Source organism: Roseateles sp. GW821-FHT03B02 (genome assembly GCF_059421025.1).
Window position 1 is genome coordinate 262,416 of the sequence record NZ_JBWKUV010000005.1, and the last position, 16,096, is coordinate 278,511.

Below are 16,096 nucleotides of genomic sequence, written 5' to 3' on the forward strand. Positions count from 1 at the left end.
GCCAGTCTTCGGGCAGGGCGGGCAGCGTGCAGGGGCTGAAAAGAGAACGCCGCGCAAGACTGGAAGCGCGGCGGTGAGCCATTCTAACGGCTGGGACGGCGCGGACTATTTCGAAACCGTGACCCAGTCCATGTTTGCCCAGTTGTTGGGCGAATGCGGGATGCTGACCTCGCGCTTCATGGCCCAGGGAATGACCTGGCGGTGCAGCGGGATGATGTTGACCTGGTCGCGGTAGGCCTGCAGCGCCGACTTGATCAGGCCTTCGCGCTTCTTCGGGTCGGTCTCGACGGTGGAGGCGGCGGCCAGCGCGTCGGCCTCGTTGTTGACGATGCCGCCGTAGTTGGCCACGCCCACGCCCTGCTCGCCGCGGTTGCGCAGCACTGGCGTCAGCATGATCTCGGCGTCGGTGGAGCCGCCGCCCCAGCCGGCGAGGTAGAGGCTGGTGTCGAACTTTTCGACCTTGGGGAAGAACACCGTGCGCGGGATCGCGTTCACCTTGACCCTGACCTTGACCTGCGCCCACATGCTGGCCAGCGCAATGCAGATGCGCTCGTCGTTGATGTAGCGGTTGTTGGGGCAGTCCATCGTGATGTCGAAGCCGTCGGCGTAGCCGGCCTCGGCCAGCAGCTTGCGAGCCAGCGCAGGGTCGTAGGGCAGGCGGGTTTCGAGCCTGGCGTCGCCGTAGGCTCCACGAGCCGACGGGGTGATGCCGCCGGTAGGCAGCGAGTAGCCGCTCATGAGCTTGGTCTTGATGGCCTCGATGTCGATGGCGTGGTACATCGCCCGGCGAACGCGCACGTCCTTCAACGGATTGCGGTCTCCCGGCGCCTGGCCGTGCAGCAGCTTGTCGCGCGCCTGGTCCATGCCGACGAAGACGAGGCGGTTCTCCTCGCCGTCCAGTACCTTGAGCTGGGGCAGCGTGCGCAGCCGGGCTAGGTCACGCGGCGGCGGGTCGATGACGAAGTCGATTTCGCCGGAGATGAGGGCGGCGGTGCGCGTGGCATCGTTGCCGATGGGCAGGTAGACGAATTCCTGCAGATTGCCCTCGAACCTGTTCCACCAGGCCGGGTTGCGCCTGAAGACCGTCTTCACGCCCGGCTGGCGGCTCACCAGCATGAAGGGGCCGGTGCCGTTGGCGTTCTGGCTGGCATAGGACTCTTCCTGCTTCTTGAAGTCCAGCGGCCGCGTCACGCGGTGCTCCTCGCACCAGCGCCGATTCATGATGTAGAGCGTGGTGAGCATCTCCGGCACGATGGGGTTGGGCTTGTCCAGCGCGAAGACGACGGTCAGTGGGTCGACGGCCTTGGGGATGCCGACCGCATTGGCATAGACGCGTTGCGGCGCGTTCGGGTCGCGCAGGCGCTGCATGGAAAAGACCACATCGTCGGCCGTGAAGGGCGAGCCGTCATGGAACTTCACGCCCGGGCGCAGCTTGAAGCGCCAGATCAGCGGCGTCACCTGGGTCCACTCCGTCGCCAGCGACGGACCCACACTCACGTCCTTCATGCGCCGGGTCAGGGTCTCGTAGACCTGGTTGTTCAGGCTGTTGGTCATGACCTCGTTCTGCGAGTGCGGATCTGTCGTCTGCATGTCGCCCTGGCTGGACCAGCGCAGGCTCTGGGCCTGGGCGAATCCAGCAGCGAAAACGAGCAGGACGGCGAAAAGACGGAGCATCTGACTTCCTGAAAACCCGGGCTCGGCGACAATAGCAGGCAACGCAGGCCTCCTCGGGGGCCTGCCGCCATTTCAGCCTCACAGGATTTGCCCATGGCCCAGTACGTCTTCTCGATGAACCGTGTGAACAAGACGGTTCCCCCCAAGCGCCACATCCTCAAGGACATCTCGCTGAGCTTCTTCCCCGGCGCCAAGATCGGCGTGCTGGGCGTGAACGGCTCGGGCAAGTCGACCATCCTGAAGATCATGGCCGGCGTCGACAAGGAGTACGAGGGCGAAGCCATCCCGATGCCGGGCATCAAGATCGGCTACCTGGAGCAGGAGCCGCGCCTGAACCCCGACCAGACGGTGCGCGAGGCCGTGGAAGAGGGCATCGGCGGCGTGCTGGCCGCCAAGAAGCGCCTGGACGAGGTCTACGCCGCCTATGCCGAGCCGGATGCCGACTTTGACGCGCTTGCCGCCGAGCAGGGTGAGCTGGAGGCCATCATCTCTGCCGCCGGCTCCGAGAACACCGACCTGCAACTGGAACTGGCTGCCGACGCGCTGAACCTGCCGCCCTGGGATGCCCAGATCGGCGTGCTGTCCGGCGGCGAGAAGCGCCGCGTGGCGCTGTGCCGCCTGCTGCTGAGCAAGCCCGACATGCTGCTGCTGGACGAACCGACCAACCACCTGGACGCCGAGAGCGTGGAGTGGCTGGAGCAGTTCCTGCAGCGCTTCCCCGGCACCGTCGTGGCCATCACCCACGATCGCTACTTCCTGGACAACGCCGCCGAATGGATCCTGGAACTGGACCGCGGCCACGGCATCCCGTGGAAGGGCAACTACTCCGAGTGGCTGGACCAGAAGGAACGCCGCCTGGAGCAGGAGCAAAAGAGCGAAGACGCCCGCATGAAGGCGATGAAGGAGGAACTCAAGTGGGTGCGCTCCAACGCCAAGGGCCGCCAGGCCAAGAGCAAGGCGCGCCTGGCCCGCTTCGAGGAGCTGAGCGACGTTGAGTACCAGCAGCGCAACGTGACGAACGAGATCTTCATTCCCGTGGCGGAGCGCCTGGGCAATGAGGTGATCGAATTCGAGAACGTCACCAAGTCCTTCGGCGACCGCGTGCTCATCGACAACCTCAGCTTCAAGGTGCCGGCTGGCGCCATCGTCGGCATCATCGGCCCCAACGGCGCGGGCAAGTCGACGCTCTTCCGCATGATCCAGGGCGTGGAGCAGCCGGATTCCGGCACGGTCAAGATCGGCAAGACCGCCAAGCTCGCCTTCGTGGACCAGAGCCGCGAAGGCCTGGCGGCCAACAAGACCGTCTGGGAAGACGTCTCCGGCGGCCTGGACAACATCGTCGTCGGCAAATTCGTCATGCCCAGCCGTGCCTACATCGGCCGCTTCAACTTCAAGGGCAACGACCAGCAGAAGATGGTGGGCCAGCTCTCCGGCGGCGAGCGCGGTCGCCTGCACCTGGCCAAGACCCTGGCCCAGGGCGGCAACGTGCTGATGCTGGACGAACCGTCCAACGACCTTGACGTCGAAACCCTGCGCGCGCTTGAAGAAGCGCTGCTGGAGTTTGCCGGCTCGGCCATGGTCATCAGCCACGACCGCTGGTTCCTGGACCGCATCTGCACCCACATCCTGGCCTGCGAGGGCGATTCGCAGTGGTTCTTCTTCGACGGCAACTTCCACGAGTACGAGGCCGACAAGAAGAAGCGCCTGGGCGAGGAAGGCGCGCGACCGAAGCGCATGCGCTTCAAGCCCATCAAGTAAGGCGGGCGGCGGGAGAGGCCGGTTCACGAAAAGTGAAATGGGCCTTGTTTGCCGACACAGTTCTTTACTCCGCCCCCAAAGATGCCTCACAGGCCGCCTGGAAGATGAGCCCACTCACTCTTCTTTCAGGAGACCTCTGATGAAGTCCTTCCAGATCCAGCACATCTTGCGCGTCGCCACCGTGGCGGCCGCGCTGGCCGTCGGTGGCGTGTCCGCCCAGGCTCAGCCCGGCCCCGGCCATCACGGCGGCCCGGCCATGATGGCCCCCGGCGGCCTGTTCGGCGGCCACATGGACCACCTGCTCGACGCCGTCAACGCGACGGATTCGCAGCGCAGCCAGGTCGAAGCCATCTTCAAGGCCGCCCGCCAGGACCTGGCCGGCCAGCGCGACGCCGGCATGAAGCTGCACCAGCAGATGGCGACCCTTTACACGGCCACCAACATCGACGCCGCCGCCATCGAGGCCGTGCGCGTGCAGATCAGCGCGCTGCACGAGACCGCCTCCAAGCGTCTCAGCCAGGCCAGCATCGACGCCGCCCGCGTGCTGACGCCCGAGCAGCGCGCCAAGATCGCCGAGCTGATGAAGAAGCGCCAGGCACGCATGGCCGCCCGCCAGGCCGGCTGATTGGCTCTCGTTCAGGAGTTCTGCGATGCTTGAGCCCCGTTCCACCGGCGTCGAAGCGCGCCGGCTTCCTTTCTCTTCCCTCGCCCCGGTGATGAGTAGCGCCCGACTGCTGTTGATCGACGACGATGCCCGCCTGACCGGCATGGTGGGCGACTACCTCCGCGCCGCCGGTTTCGAGGTCAGCACGGCCGGCAACCTGGCCCAGGCCCGCGAGGCCCTGGCGCACGGCCGCTTTGAGCTGCTGGTGCTGGACCTGATGCTGCCCGACGGCGACGGCCTGGACTTCTGCCGCTGGCTGCGCGGCGATGCGCGCTGGCGCCACCAGCCGGTGCTGATGCTGTCGGCCCGTGGCGAGCCCATGGATCGCATCCTGGGCTTGGAACTGGGCGCTGACGACTACCTTGCCAAGCCTTTCGAGCCGCGCGAGCTGCAGGCCCGCATCAAGGCCCTGCTGCGCCGCCTGGAGCCCAAGCTGGATGGCGACGAGGTGTTGCGCTTCGGTCGCCTCGAGATCGACCTGGCCGCCCGTGTGGCGCGTCTGGACGGCAAGATCTGCGATCTGACCAGCCACCAGTTCGACCTGCTCGTCGTGCTGGCGCAGAGCCCCGGCCGCGTGCTGAGCCGCGACCAGATCATGGACGCGCTCAAGGGTCATCCGCTGGAGGCCTTCGACCGCTCCATCGACGTCCACATCTCGCGCATCCGTGCCGTCATTGAGGACGACCCCAAGAACCCCCGCCGCGTGCTGACGGTGCGCGGAGCCGGCTATGTCTTTGCCCGCAAGCAGGACGCCGACGCCGACGCCGCCTGAACGCCCTGGCTTGAAGTCTCTCTACGTCCGCATCTACCTGACGCTGGTCGCGCTGCTGCTGGCCTTCGCCTTCGGCTCGGCCTGGCTGTTCCAGCGCCATATCGAACAGGAGCGCGGCAACGTCGAGACGGCGGCGGGCGAGCGGCTGAACGCGATGGCTGGCCTGCTCAAGCTGGCGCTGCCGCCGGCGGGCGCGCCGCGCGCAGAACAAGCCGAGGCCTTCACCGACTGGGGGCAGCGCCTGCGCATGCCGCTGGCGCTGGAAGACGCCGACGGCAAGCGCATCGCGACGACGCAGATGTTCCTGCGCCGGGTCGATGATCCCGGCGCCATCGTCGTCAGCGCCAACCTGGGTGACGGCCGCAGCCTGGAGATGGTGCGTAGCGTGCGTCCGCCCGGACCGCAGGGGAACGCTTCCGGCCCTGGTGGCCCTGGTGGCCCTGGTGGCCCCGGAGCTCGCCTGCCGCGCGCGGACGAGGGCCCCTGGACCGGGCCCTGGCTGCAGCGCCCGGTATCGCCCGGCGCGCCGGCGGTGTCGACGCTGGCCGTTGTGCTGGTGCTGCTCTTCATCGGCGTGGCCGCCGGCGCCTACCCGGTGGTGCGCCGGCTGACGCGCCGGCTCGAATCCCTCAAGCGTGGCGTCGAGCAGTTCGGCGCCGGCCATCTGGGCCATCGCGTCGACGACGGCGGCCGGGACGAGGTGGCGGCGCTGGCCGCCAGCTTCAATCAGGCCGCCGATCGCATCGAGACGCTGCTGCGATCCCACCAGACGCTGCTGGCCAATGCCAGCCACGAACTGCGCTCGCCGCTGGCGCGGCTGAAGATGGCCTTCGCAATGCTGGACGACGCGGCGCCGGCCCAGCGTCAGCGCCTGGCGCACGAGATCGACGTCAACATCGCCGAGCTGGACGCCCTTGTCGAAGAGGTGCTGCTGGCCAGCCGGCTGGAGGCAGGCACGTCGCTCGGTGAGACCCATGCCGTCGAACTGCTGGCGTTGGGCGCCGAGGAGGCCGCCCGCGCCGAGGCTGCCTTCGAGCCCGAGACGGACACGGCTCGCGTCGAGGGGCAGGAGCGGCTGCTGCGCCGCGCGCTGCGCAACCTGCTCGACAACGCTCGCCGCTACGGTGGGCCGGAGGTGGAGCTGGCCTTGCGGCCGGTGGCCGGCGGCTATGAATTCGTCGTTGCCGACCGCGGCCCTGGCGTGCCTGCCGACCTGCGAGAGCGCATCTTCGAACCCTTCTACCGCCTGCCCGGTCATGCCGAAATGGCGGGTGGCGTGGGCCTGGGCCTGAGCCTGGTCAAGCAGATCGCCGAGCGCCACGGCGGCAGCGTGCGCTGCCTGCCGCGCGATGGCGGCGGCAGCCGCTTCGTGCTGTTCCTGCCTGCGGTGAAGGGCTAGCGGTTCTCGTCGAATACGCGCCTGAGCAGCAGGCCCAGCAGCAGCGCCGCCGCGAGCAGGCCGGCCGTGGCCGCCTGCCAGAAGCCCACCGCACCAGCTCCTTCATGGCCGAAGGCCAGGAAATAACCACCGCCGATGCCCAGGCCCCACAGCGCGACGACGTAGATGATCATGGGCAGCGTGGCGACCTGGTAGGCGCGCAGCACGTAGGCCGCCACCGTCTGCAGCGCATCGCCGAGGTGGAAGAACCAGACCCACACCAACAGCGGGAGCGCCGCCGCTGCGGTCGCCGCGTTGGACGTGTAGAGCGCGACGATGGGCTCCCGGGCCAGTGCGACGATGGCACCCACGGCAGCGGCCGTCAGTGTGGCCAGCGTCATTGCGTGGCGCCCCACGATGCGCGCTGCGCGCTTCTCGCCGGCGCCCAGGTGCTGGGCCACCAGCGTGCCGGCCGCGGTGGCCAGCCCCAGGGCAATCATGAACATCATCGCTACGAGGTTGACCGCGATCTGGTGGCCGGCCACGGGTGTTGCGCCCAGCCGGGCGATGAAAAAGGCCATGAAGGTGAAGCCCGTCACCTCGACGAGGATGGAGCCGCCCATGGGCAGGCCCAGCTTCACGAGGGCGGCCTGTTCGTGCCAGTGCGGCCGGGTCTGCCACAGATGGGGAATGCGAAAGGGTTGGTAGAAGGCATCCCGCCTGAGCAACAGCATCGCAGCGCCGGCCTGGCCGATCAGGGCGATGGCTGTGGCCCAGCCGCAGCCGGCCACGCCCATGGCCGGAATGGGTCCCCAGCCGAACACCAGCAGGGCATTCAGCGGCACCTTGGCCGCCAGGCCCGTGAGCTGCATGGCCATGACGGCCTTGGGCCGGCTCACGGCCGTGGAGAAGCCGCGGAACGCCGTGAAGAGCAGGGCGGCTGGCAAGGCCAGGGCTTCCGGTCGCGTGTAGGCGCGCACCTTGGCAGCTTGCGCGGCGTCGAGCTGGGCCAGGGCCGTGAACGGGTCGGGGAACCACAGCGCCAGGCAGCCTGGAATGCAGAGCAGCAGCGCCAGCCACTGGGCCTGCACGAAGCTGCTGCCCGCGCCGGGCAGATCCTGCGCGCCGAACTGGCGGCCCGCGATCGGGCCCACGGCGAGGATGACGCCCATCAGCCCGACGAAGATGGTGACGTAGGCAGCCGAGCCGACGGCCAGGGCCGCCAGGTCCTCGGGGCTGACGCGGCCCATCATCAGCGTGTCGATGGTGCTGAACATCATCACGGCGATCTGTCCGACCAGGACGGGCCAGGCCAGAGGCACGAGGCGGCGAACGCTGTCGGCGAAGCGGATCCGGCTCATCGCGCCGCTCTTTCGGCGTAGCGGTTGAAGCGCCAGGCCGTGCCGTCCTTGGTGATGCGTTGCCAGACGATGCGCTTCTCGAAGGGGCCCAGCTCGGGCCAGTGCTGCACCTCGTCGAAGCTGCGGCCGCAGCCCTTGCAGACGGGGTCGCCTTGGGCCGTGGAGCAGATGGCGATGCAGGGCGAGTCCGGCGTGGTTTCGTACCAGGCCAGCCAGGCGCCCAGGGCCTGGTCGCTCAGCGCGTCGACGTCCAGCTCGCTGGTGCGGTTCCACGCGAGCAGCGCATAGGCCTCCGCCAGCGCGCGCACTTCGGGAGCGGCGCTGACGCCGTCGGGCGAGGGTGAACGCTCGCGCCACCAGTTGATGGCGGCTTCGAGGTCGGTGACATGGACGGTTTCGAGACTCAAGCCACCAGCCCCATGGCGGCGCGCACTTCGCGCAGCGTCTTGCGCGCGACGGCGCGGGCGCGCTCGGTGCCGACTTCGAGTGTCCACTTCACCTGCTGCGGGTCCAGCGCCGCCGCGCGCTCGCGCCAGGGGGCCTGCTCACGCTGGATGGCCTCGATCAGCGGCTGCTTGCAGTCCAGGCAGCCGATGTCGGCCGTGCGGCAGCCGGTGTCGCAGGCAGTGCGCGTGGCATCGTCGCTGTAGATCTGGTGCAGCGGCCAGACGGGGCAGCGCGCCGGGTCGCCGGCGTCCGTGCGGCGCACGCGCTGCGGGTCGGTCGGCATGGTGCGGATCTTGGCGGCGACAGTCTCGGGCTCGTCGCGCATGGCGATCGCGTTGTCCAGGCTCTTGCTCATCTTCTGGCCGTCGAGGCCCGGTACACGGGCGGTTTCGGTCAACAGCGCCTGGGGTTCGACGAAGACCGGCATGGCCTCGGCATAGAGCCGGTTGAAGCGGCGCGCAACCTCTCGAGTCACCTCGACGTGGGCGGCCTGGTCTTCGCCGACCGGCACGCCGGCGGGCTTGTAGAGCAGGATGTCAGCTGCCTGCAGCAGCGGGTAGCCCAGGAAGCCGTAGGTGGCCAGCTCGGGGTCGGCAGCCACCTGGTCCTTGTAGCTGGGCATGCGCGCCAGCCAGGAGGAGGGCGTGCACATGGCCAGCAGCGTGAACAGCTCGGCGTGCTCGGGCATGCGGCTCTGCAGGAAGAGGGTGCAGCGCTCGGGGTCGATGCCGGCGGCCAGCCAGTCGGTGACCATCTCGTAGACGTGCCGGGTCAGCGTCTCTCCACTGGGGCGCTGGGTGGTCAGGGCGTGCCAGTCGGCGACGAAGAAGAAGCCCTCGTGCGTGTCCTGCAGCCGCACCCAGTTCTTGATGGCGCCATGGTAGTGGCCGAGGTGCAGGGCGCCCGTTGGGCGCATGCCCGACAGGACGCGTGGGCGGATGGGGGTGGTGGTCGACATGGGGGGCGGATTGTCGGACAAGGCCGCCGCCTACACTGAAGGCCTATGAAAAGGCTGGTGATTCTGATTTCGGGACGGGGCTCCAACATGGAGGCCATCGTGAGGGCCTGCAAGGCCGAGGGGTGGCCAGCCGAGGTGGCTGCCGTCATCAGCAACCGGCCCGATGCGGGCGGTCTGCAGTTCGCCGCCGAACGCGGCATTGCGACGGCCGTCGTCGACCACAAGGCCTACGCAAGCCGCGAGGATTTCGACGCCGAGCTGGCCCGGGTCATCGACGGCTTTTCGCCCGACCTTGTCGTGCTGGCGGGCTTCATGCGCATCCTGACGCCGGGCTTCACGGCCCGTTATGCGCGCCGCATGCTCAACATTCACCCTTCTTTGCTGCCGGCCTTCACGGGACTGCACACCCATGAGCGGGCGCTGACCATGGGATGCAAGGTGGCCGGCGTGACGGTGCACTTCGTGACCGCCGAGCTCGACCACGGCGCCATCGTCATGCAGGCGGTCGTTCCGGTGCTGCCGGGCGACGATGCCAAGGCGCTGAGCGCACGCGTGTTGACGGCCGAGCACCGCATCTATCCGCAGTCGGTGCGCTGGTTCATGGAAGGCGCGCTGATGTGGGACGGCGAGGTGGTGCGTCACCGCGACGGCGCGGCCCAGCAGCTTTTCGTCAGCTGATCAGCCCGGCCAAGATATTGATCGCCAGGGCCAGCACGCCCGTGTTGAAGACGAAGGACAGCAGGGCCTGCAGCAGCACCAGGCGCCGCATGGGCCGCGAGCTGACGGTGATGTCCGACGTCTGGGACGTGGCGGCGACCGTGATCGAGAAATAGAGAAAGTCCCCATAGTCCGGCGGCCCGTCGTCGCCGGGGAATTCCAGGCCGTGGGTCTTCTGCCCGCGGCGGTGGTAGAGGCTCGCATAGGCCAGGCCGAACTCGACCGGCAACAGCAGCCAGGAGCCAGCCACGGTGGCCAGGGCGAGCAGGACGTAGCGGCTGTCGTGCGATTGCCGCGCCGCCTGCAGCTCAAGCGTGATCGCGGCCAGGCTGGCCAGCGCGCCCAGGACGGCCAGCGCCAGCATGGCCGGGATGCCTTCGGTCAGGTCGCGCGCCTTGCTCTGCACGTCGGCGGCATCGCGGCGGCCGAGCATCATCCACAGCACCAGCGGCAGGTAGATCCAGATCACCAGATTCCATCCCAGCAGCGCGCGGGCGACGGCGGACAGCGGGCCGGGCCAGACCATCGCGATGGCGCTTCCGACCAGCACCGCCGTCAGCAGGCGAGGGCGCAGGCGCAACTGGGTCCAGAGCTTCATGCGGGTCGGCTGGGCGAGCTTGGGATAATGCGGCGATGCATCCTAATGCCCTGCTGGAGCTGTGCGCCGAGCTGATCGCCGCCGTCAACAAGCTCGATGCGCCGGCCGACGCCACCGTCTCGGCCTTCTTTCGTCAACACAAGAACCTCGGCCAGCGCGAGCGCGCCAGCCTGGCAGAGACCGTCTACGCGATGCTGCGCGAGCGGCTCAAGTTCCAGAATCTGGCCCAGAGCGGCAGCGGACCCATGCCGCGGCGCCTGGCCATCCTGGCCTGGCGCGGCAGCGACAGCTTCCTGCGCGGCGCACTCAGCTCTACCGAGCAGCAGTGGCTGGTGCAGGTGCAGGCCATTGCGCCCGACAGCCTGGCGTCCAAGCTGCGCCACAACATGCCCGACTGGCTGGCCGAGCCGCTGCTGGCGCGGCTGGGTGAGGACGAGTTCTGGAAGCTTGCAGCGGCGCTGAACGAGGCCGCCCCGCTTGACCTGCGCGTCAACACGCTCAAGCTCAGGCGCGAGGAGGCCCAGGCGCAACTGGCGGCAGCGGGCATCGCCGCAGTGCCGACGCCTTACTCGCCACTGGGTCTGCGCATCGATGGCAAGCCTGCGTTGAACAAGCTGGAGCTCTTCACCAATGGTTCCGTCGAGGTGCAGGACGAGGGCAGCCAGTTGCTGGCCCTGCTGCTGGCGCCCAAGCGCGGCGAGATGGTCGTGGACTTCTGTGCCGGCGCCGGCGGCAAGACTTTGGCGCTGGGCGCGGCGATGCGCAACACCGGGCGGCTCTACGCCTTCGACGTTTCCGGCCACCGGCTGGATGCGTTGAAGCCGCGCCTGGCGCGCAGCGGCCTGTCCAACGTCTATCCGGCCCAGATCGCCCACGAGCGTGACGACCGCATCAAGCGCCTGGCCGGCAAGATCGACCGGGTGCTGGTGGACGCCCCCTGCTCGGGCCTGGGCACGCTGCGTCGCAACCCGGACCTGAAGTGGCGCCAGTCGCCCCAGGCCGTGGCCGAACTGCAGGCCAAGCAGCGCGCCATCCTGGCCAGCGCCGCCCGCCTCGTGAAGCCGGGAGGCCGGCTGGTCTACGCCACCTGCAGCCTGCTGGACGCCGAAAACGAGGTCATCGCGGCCGAGTTCGCCGCAGCGCATCCGGATTTCAAGCCGCTGGACGCCGCCGAGGCGCTGGCCAAGGCCCAGGTCGAACGGTCGGCCGAACTGGTCGACGGCGGGGCGCTGCGCCTGTGGCCGCACCGGCACGCTACCGACGGTTTCTTTGCCGTCGCATGGGAGCGGGCGGCCTGAAAAGGCTTGATGGCGGACAAGGAACGCGTCGATTCGCACGTCGCCGCCCGAATGCGGTGCCATGGACCCCTTGATTTTGGGGGCCTTCCTCTACAATTAGTATTCTTTTGCATGGCCTATTCGGCCGAGGTCCTGGACGCATGAACGAATTCTTCGACGCGCTGCTGAACTGGGTCGCCAACGGCCTGGCTGATTTCAGTGCTTGGCAATTGGTGATCTACACGCTGGTTGTGACCCACATCACGATCGCTTCGGTCACGATCTTCCTTCATCGTGCCCAGGCTCACCGCGCGCTGGATCTTGGTCCCATCCCGTCGCATTTCTTCCGTTTCTGGCTGTGGCTGACGACCGGCATGGTCACCAAGGAGTGGGTGGCCATCCACCGCAAGCACCACGCCAAGTGCGAGACCGAGGAAGACCCTCACAGCCCGCAGACCCGCGGCCTGAAGAAGGTGCTGGCCGAGGGCGCCGAGCTCTATCGCGCCGAAGCCAAGAACATGGAGACCATCGCCAAGTACAGCCGCGGCACGCCGGACGACTGGATCGAGCGCAATCTCTACACCAAGTACAGCTGGCAGGGCGTGGGCCTGATGCTGATCATCAACGTGGCATTGTTCGGTGCCGCCGGCGCGACGATCTGGGCCATCCAGATGGCCTGGATCCCGATCTGGGCGGCCGGCGTCGTCAACGGCATCGGCCATTATTGGGGCTATCGCAATTTCGAGGCACCCGACGCATCGACCAATCTGACGCCCTGGACGCTGATCATCGGCGGCGAAGAGCTGCACAACAACCACCACACCTACCCCACGTCGGCCAAGTTCTCGGTCAAGCCGTACGAGTTCGACATCGGCTGGATGTACATCCGCGGCCTTGAGATGCTCGGCTGGGCGAAGGTCCGCAAGACGGCGCCCAAGCTGAGCCTGGGGGAGATCAAGCCGGCCGATGCCCGCACGCTGGAGGCGCTGATCGCCAACCGCTACGAGGTCATGGCCAGCTACGCCCGGGACCTGAGGTCCGCTTGCGCGGCCGAACTGGCCAAGATCAAGGCCGAGAGTGGCAAGCACAGTGAGCGATTTGCCCAGTTCAAGCTGGCCAAGCGCTGGATGCATCGCGACGAGGAGCGTATTCCCGTTGCCGTGCAGGGCGATCTGGCCAACGCGCGTGCTGCTAGCCCCGTCATCGACAAGCTGGTGACGATGCGCGAGGAACTGCGCCAGATGTGGACCCGCACCAATGTGTCGGCCGAGCAGCTGGTGGCTGACCTGCAGGCTTGGTGCCGCCGCGCCGAGGAAAGCGGCATCGCCGAGTTGCAGGCCTTTTCGATGCGTCTGCGCGCCGCTCACGCCTGAGGCCGGGTTTCGCCGATGTAAAGGGCGCCCCTTGCGGCGCCCTTTTTTCTGACCTGGCCTAGACTTGAACCATGCAGTCGCTGAATTAGGAGGCTTGCCATGACCTACCGCTGGATCGTCCTGGCCGTGATGGCCCTTGCATCCACTGCCGTGAGTGCGGATGTGCAGGTGAACTTCATCCATCCCGAGAAGTTCACCGACACCAAGGACAACAACGGCTTCCGCCAGCCGGATGTGCTGAAGGACATTGAAGCCCACCTCAAGTCTGAGGCGGAGAGGCGCCTGCCGGGGCGCGACGTCCGCTTTGACGTGCTGGATGTGGATCTGGCGGGCGAGGTCGAGCCGTTTCTGTGGCGGGGTCAATGGCTGCGCGTGATGCGCTCCATTACGTCGCCTTCCATCGAGCTGAGCTGGGAAGTTCGCGAGGCAGGCAAGGTCGTTCAGCAAGGCAAGACGCGCCTTCGGGACATGAACTACCAGGACGGCTTCAACGCCTATTACAGCGGTGATTCGCTGCGCTACGAGAAGCGCATGCTTGACCGCTGGATGCAGCGCGAATTCGGCGCGGCCCTGGCGTCTGCGCCCAGCCGCTGAAGCCGGTCTGCCCAAAAGAACAAACCCGCCAGCGTTGCCGCTTGGCGGGTTTGTTTTTGCCGGGAGGGCAGGGCGGTCGGTCAGACCGCCCAGGCCATCACTTCAGCTTGATTTCCTTGTACAGGACGTGCTTGCGCGCCTTGGGGTCGAACTTCATGAATTCGAGCTTTTCGGGCGTGGTCTTCTTGTTCTTGTTCGTCGTGTAGAAGTGGCCGGTGCCCGCAGTGGACTCCAGCTTGATCTTTTCGCGGCCGCCTTTGGATGCCATGGTCGTATTCCTTTAGTGAGTCAGTGAACGACGATCAGAGCTCGCCCTTGGCGCGCAGATCGGCGACGACCTGGTCGATGCCGACCTTGTCGATCAAACGCAGAGCGGCGTTCGTGATGCGCAGGCGCACCCAGCGGTTTTCCGATTCCACCCAGAAACGGCGGTATTGCAGGTTCGGCAGGAACCGACGCTTGGTTTTGTTGTTGGCGTGGGAAACGTTGTTCCCGACCATGGGCTTCTTGCCCGTGACTTGACAGACGCGTGCCATGACGCTTCTCCGGTTTGACTTCTCTGACCAGCTACCCGAACGCTCGGGCAACCCTTTGACCGCAAATGCCTGCTAAATCCTCACCCCGACAACATGGTCAAGAGCGTCGGATGCGGTCTATCCGGCAGGCAAGCCCGCGAGTATAGCGGCAAACCCGCAGATGCGCCACCGACTGCGAATCGCTTTGAATCAGCCGTTCTCCTGCTCCAGGAAGCGCTGGGCGTCCAGGGCCGCCATGCACCCCGTGCCGGCGCTGGTGATGGCCTGGCGGTAGACATGGTCCTGCACGTCGCCGGCGGCAAACACGCCCGGCACGCTGGTCATCGTGGCAAAGCCGTTCAGGCCGCTCCTGGTGATGATGTAGCCATCCTTCATCTCCAACTGGCCCTTGAAGATGTCGGTGTTGGGCTGGTGGCCGATGGCGATGAAGCAGCCGTGCACGGGGATCTCGGCCTTGCTGCCGTCCTGCACGTTGAGCGTGCGCACGCCAGTCACGCCCGAGGCATCGCCCAGCACTTCGTCGAGCTGCTGGAACAGGTGCAGCTTGATCTTGCCGGCGGCGGCCTTCTCCATCAGCTTGTCGACGAGGATGGGCTCCGCGCGGAACTTGTCGCGTCGATGGATCAGGTGGACGGTGCTGGCGATGTTGGACAGGTAGAGCGCTTCCTCGACGGCCGTGTTGCCGCCGCCGACGACGCAGACCTCCTGTCCGCGGTAGAAGAAGCCGTCGCAGGTCGCGCAGCCGCTGACTCCTCGCCCCATGAAGGCCTGCTCCGAATCAAGGCCCAGGTATTTGGCCGAGGCGCCGGTGGCGATGATGAGCGCATCGCAGGTGTAGGTGCCGCTGTCGCCGGTCAGCGTAAAGGGGCGCTTGGAGAAGTCGACCGAGTTGATGTGGTCGAACACGATCTGAGTCTGGAAGCGCTCGGCATGCTGCTGGAAGCGCTGCATCAGCTCGGGGCCCTGCACGCCCATCACGTCGGCCGGCCAGTTGTCGACCTCGGTCGTCGTCATCAGCTGCCCGCCCTGGGCCATGCCGGTGATCAGCGTGGGCTTGAGATTCGCGCGGGCGGCATAGATGGCGGCCGTGTAACCGGCGGGGCCGGAGCCGAGGATGAGCAGGCCGTGGTGTTGGGTGATGGCGGTCATGGCGAAGGAAATGAGGGCGACGAACCGGCGTGCAAGTCTGCTCCGGGGTGAAAACCCCGAGGCAAGACATTGAGGCAAGCGCTGTCAGGTGTGCAAAATGCACGCCATTTTAGGCAGGCGTCTTTTCGGTCGCCGGCCTGGGCTGCAAACTTGGAGATTGCATATGGCGATGATTTCCAACCTGGACCTGATCCGCCGGGTTCCGCTGTTCTCGATGTTGACCACCGATCAGGCCCAGTCCATTGCCGACAGCGTCGTCAAGCGCCGTTTCAAGCGCGGTGAGCTGATCGTCGAGCAGGGCACCAAGTCCAACGCGCTCTTCATCCTGCTCAACGGCCGAGCCCGCGTGCTGACGGCCGACCATCGCGGCCGCGAGGTCATCCTGGCCGTGCTGCAGTCGGGCGACTACGTCGGCGAGATGAGCCTCATCGACAACGAGCCGCACTCGGCCACGGTGCGCGCCGAGGTGCAGACCGACATGCTCGTGTTGGGTCGCCTGGAGTTCGCGCGTTGCCTGCCGGAGAGCAGCAGCCTGTCCTACGGCATTCTGCGCGGCCTCGTCGCGCGGCTGCGCAATGCCGACCGCCAGATCGAGTCGCTGGCGCTGCTGGACGTCTACGGCCGCGTCGCCCGCACGCTGCTTGACATGTCCGAGGACGAGAAGGGCATCAAGCTCATCCGCGGCAAGGTCTCGCGCCAGGACATGGCCAAGGTCGTCGGCGCGTCGCGCAAGATGGTCAGCCGCGTCATGAAGGACCTGGAAGAGCGCGGCGTCATTGAAACGCTTGAGAACGGTTCGGTGGTCATCAAGGAGCGGCTGACCCACGATTGAGGGGCCAC

Annotated in this window: 17 protein-coding genes; 9 read left to right on the forward strand and 8 right to left on the reverse strand. The window is 67.0% G+C overall.

Annotation, left to right across the window (positions count from 1 at the left end; all coding sequences use genetic code 11):
• Nucleotides 1–105: 105 nt before the first annotated feature.
• Nucleotides 106–1,674, reverse strand: coding sequence for an ABC transporter substrate-binding protein (locus AC07VX_RS15905; protein ID WP_493166382.1), 1,569 nt, complete (start codon nucleotides 1,672–1,674; stop codon nucleotides 106–108).
• Nucleotides 1,675–1,767: 93 nt separating this feature from the next.
• Between AC07VX_RS15905 and ettA the strand changes: the two genes are divergently transcribed.
• The 4 genes from ettA to AC07VX_RS15925 all read left to right on the forward strand — a co-directional run bounded on the left by ettA (nucleotide 1,768) and on the right by AC07VX_RS15925 (nucleotide 6,267).
• On the forward strand, nucleotides 1,768–3,432 hold the full coding sequence (gene ettA / locus AC07VX_RS15910; protein WP_493166381.1) for an energy-dependent translational throttle protein EttA: 1,665 nt from the start codon (nucleotides 1,768–1,770) through the stop codon (nucleotides 3,430–3,432).
• Nucleotides 3,433–3,571: 139 nt separating this feature from the next.
• Nucleotides 3,572–4,057 carry a Spy/CpxP family protein refolding chaperone gene (locus tag AC07VX_RS15915; protein WP_493166380.1) on the forward strand — a complete coding sequence of 162 codons (486 nt, stop codon included), beginning with the start codon at nucleotides 3,572–3,574 and terminating at the stop codon, nucleotides 4,055–4,057.
• Between the two features lie 91 nt (nucleotides 4,058–4,148).
• Nucleotides 4,149–4,868: a response regulator gene (locus AC07VX_RS15920; protein ID WP_493166609.1), complete on the forward strand. Its 720-nt coding sequence runs from the start codon at nucleotides 4,149–4,151 to the stop codon at nucleotides 4,866–4,868.
• A gap of 10 nt (nucleotides 4,869–4,878) precedes the next feature.
• Nucleotides 4,879–6,267 (forward strand): HAMP domain-containing sensor histidine kinase, encoded by a 1,389-nt coding sequence (locus AC07VX_RS15925; RefSeq protein WP_493166379.1) that lies wholly within the window; start codon nucleotides 4,879–4,881, stop codon nucleotides 6,265–6,267.
• Here AC07VX_RS15925 and AC07VX_RS15930 read toward each other — a convergent pair.
• Genes AC07VX_RS15930 through trpS form a run of 3 tightly spaced genes read right to left on the reverse strand, consistent with a single transcriptional unit; the run spans nucleotide 6,264 to nucleotide 9,012 of the window.
• Nucleotides 6,264–7,607: an MATE family efflux transporter gene (locus AC07VX_RS15930; protein ID WP_493166378.1), complete on the reverse strand. Its 1,344-nt coding sequence runs from the start codon at nucleotides 7,605–7,607 to the stop codon at nucleotides 6,264–6,266. The genes AC07VX_RS15925 and AC07VX_RS15930 overlap by 4 nt on opposite strands.
• Nucleotides 7,604–8,014 (reverse strand): DUF3717 domain-containing protein, encoded by a 411-nt coding sequence (locus AC07VX_RS15935; protein WP_493166377.1) that lies wholly within the window; start codon nucleotides 8,012–8,014, stop codon nucleotides 7,604–7,606. Before AC07VX_RS15935 ends, AC07VX_RS15930 begins: the two co-directional genes overlap by 4 nt.
• The gene (gene trpS / locus AC07VX_RS15940) at nucleotides 8,011–9,012 is read right to left on the reverse strand and encodes a tryptophan--tRNA ligase (protein ID WP_493166376.1); all 1,002 of its coding nucleotides are present in this window, start codon (nucleotides 9,010–9,012) and stop codon (nucleotides 8,011–8,013) included. The genes AC07VX_RS15935 and trpS overlap by 4 nt, the downstream gene beginning before the upstream one ends.
• 45 nt (nucleotides 9,013–9,057) lie before the next feature.
• On the opposite strand from trpS, the gene purN reads away from it, so the two are divergent.
• The gene (gene purN / locus AC07VX_RS15945; protein ID WP_493166375.1) at nucleotides 9,058–9,690 is read left to right on the forward strand and encodes a phosphoribosylglycinamide formyltransferase; all 633 of its coding nucleotides are present in this window, start codon (nucleotides 9,058–9,060) and stop codon (nucleotides 9,688–9,690) included.
• Here purN and AC07VX_RS15950 read toward each other — a convergent pair.
• The gene (locus tag AC07VX_RS15950; RefSeq protein ID WP_493166374.1) at nucleotides 9,683–10,327 is read right to left on the reverse strand and encodes a DUF1345 domain-containing protein; all 645 of its coding nucleotides are present in this window, start codon (nucleotides 10,325–10,327) and stop codon (nucleotides 9,683–9,685) included. The genes purN and AC07VX_RS15950 overlap by 8 nt on opposite strands.
• A 35-nt stretch (nucleotides 10,328–10,362) precedes the next feature.
• Between AC07VX_RS15950 and AC07VX_RS15955 the strand changes: the two genes are divergently transcribed.
• The 3 genes from AC07VX_RS15955 to AC07VX_RS15965 all read left to right on the forward strand — a co-directional run bounded on the left by AC07VX_RS15955 (nucleotide 10,363) and on the right by AC07VX_RS15965 (nucleotide 13,571).
• Entirely contained in the window at nucleotides 10,363–11,625 is a 1,263-nt protein-coding gene (locus tag AC07VX_RS15955; protein WP_493166373.1) for an RsmB/NOP family class I SAM-dependent RNA methyltransferase, read from the forward strand.
• A gap of 140 nt (nucleotides 11,626–11,765) precedes the next feature.
• A complete protein-coding gene (locus AC07VX_RS15960) occupies nucleotides 11,766–12,977 on the forward strand; it encodes a DesA family fatty acid desaturase (RefSeq protein ID WP_493166372.1) in 1,212 nt (403 codons plus the stop codon).
• 99 nt (nucleotides 12,978–13,076) lie between these two features.
• Nucleotides 13,077–13,571: a DUF3016 domain-containing protein gene (locus tag AC07VX_RS15965; protein WP_493166371.1), complete on the forward strand. Its 495-nt coding sequence runs from the start codon at nucleotides 13,077–13,079 to the stop codon at nucleotides 13,569–13,571.
• A 97-nt stretch (nucleotides 13,572–13,668) separates the two neighbouring features.
• Here AC07VX_RS15965 and rpmG read toward each other — a convergent pair whose 3' ends face one another.
• The 3 genes from rpmG to trxB form a co-directional block, all read right to left on the reverse strand.
• Nucleotides 13,669–13,839, reverse strand: a complete 171-nt coding sequence (gene rpmG / locus AC07VX_RS15970) for a 50S ribosomal protein L33 (protein WP_025564431.1) — start codon at nucleotides 13,837–13,839, stop codon at nucleotides 13,669–13,671.
• Between the two features lie 34 nt (nucleotides 13,840–13,873).
• Nucleotides 13,874–14,107: a 50S ribosomal protein L28 gene (rpmB, locus tag AC07VX_RS15975; protein ID WP_025564080.1), complete on the reverse strand. Its 234-nt coding sequence runs from the start codon at nucleotides 14,105–14,107 to the stop codon at nucleotides 13,874–13,876.
• Between the two features lie 189 nt (nucleotides 14,108–14,296).
• Nucleotides 14,297–15,256, reverse strand: coding sequence for a thioredoxin-disulfide reductase (gene trxB, locus AC07VX_RS15980; protein ID WP_493166370.1), 960 nt, complete (start codon nucleotides 15,254–15,256; stop codon nucleotides 14,297–14,299).
• 163 nt (nucleotides 15,257–15,419) lie between these two features.
• On the opposite strand from trxB, the gene AC07VX_RS15985 reads away from it, so the two are divergent.
• Nucleotides 15,420–16,088, forward strand: a complete 669-nt coding sequence (locus AC07VX_RS15985; RefSeq protein WP_495119381.1) for a Crp/Fnr family transcriptional regulator — start codon at nucleotides 15,420–15,422, stop codon at nucleotides 16,086–16,088.
• Nucleotides 16,089–16,096: the final 8 nt, after the last annotated feature.

What these genes read in the sequence shown, in the direction of transcription:
- AC07VX_RS15905 (WP_493166382.1), bottom strand. Translation starts at nt 1,674, where the DNA reads ATGCTCCGTCTTTTCGCCGTCCTGCTCGTTTTCGCTGCTGGATTCGCC.
- ettA (WP_493166381.1), top strand. Translation starts at nt 1,768, where the DNA reads ATGGCCCAGTACGTCTTCTCGATGAACCGTGTGAACAAGACGGTTCCC.
- AC07VX_RS15915 (WP_493166380.1), top strand. Translation starts at nt 3,572, where the DNA reads ATGAAGTCCTTCCAGATCCAGCACATCTTGCGCGTCGCCACCGTGGCG.
- AC07VX_RS15920 (WP_493166609.1), top strand. Translation starts at nt 4,149, where the DNA reads ATGAGTAGCGCCCGACTGCTGTTGATCGACGACGATGCCCGCCTGACC.
- AC07VX_RS15930 (WP_493166378.1), bottom strand. Translation starts at nt 7,607, where the DNA reads ATGAGCCGGATCCGCTTCGCCGACAGCGTTCGCCGCCTCGTGCCTCTG.
- trpS (WP_493166376.1), bottom strand. Translation starts at nt 9,012, where the DNA reads ATGTCGACCACCACCCCCATCCGCCCACGCGTCCTGTCGGGCATGCGC.
- purN (WP_493166375.1), top strand. Translation starts at nt 9,058, where the DNA reads ATGAAAAGGCTGGTGATTCTGATTTCGGGACGGGGCTCCAACATGGAG.
- AC07VX_RS15950 (WP_493166374.1), bottom strand. Translation starts at nt 10,327, where the DNA reads ATGAAGCTCTGGACCCAGTTGCGCCTGCGCCCTCGCCTGCTGACGGCG.
- AC07VX_RS15955 (WP_493166373.1), top strand. Translation starts at nt 10,363, where the DNA reads ATGCATCCTAATGCCCTGCTGGAGCTGTGCGCCGAGCTGATCGCCGCC.
- AC07VX_RS15960 (WP_493166372.1), top strand. Translation starts at nt 11,766, where the DNA reads ATGAACGAATTCTTCGACGCGCTGCTGAACTGGGTCGCCAACGGCCTG.
- AC07VX_RS15965 (WP_493166371.1), top strand. Translation starts at nt 13,077, where the DNA reads ATGACCTACCGCTGGATCGTCCTGGCCGTGATGGCCCTTGCATCCACT.
- rpmG (WP_025564431.1), bottom strand. Translation starts at nt 13,839, where the DNA reads ATGGCATCCAAAGGCGGCCGCGAAAAGATCAAGCTGGAGTCCACTGCG.
- rpmB (WP_025564080.1), bottom strand. Translation starts at nt 14,107, where the DNA reads ATGGCACGCGTCTGTCAAGTCACGGGCAAGAAGCCCATGGTCGGGAAC.
- trxB (WP_493166370.1), bottom strand. Translation starts at nt 15,256, where the DNA reads ATGACCGCCATCACCCAACACCACGGCCTGCTCATCCTCGGCTCCGGC.
- AC07VX_RS15985 (WP_495119381.1), top strand. Translation starts at nt 15,420, where the DNA reads ATGGCGATGATTTCCAACCTGGACCTGATCCGCCGGGTTCCGCTGTTC.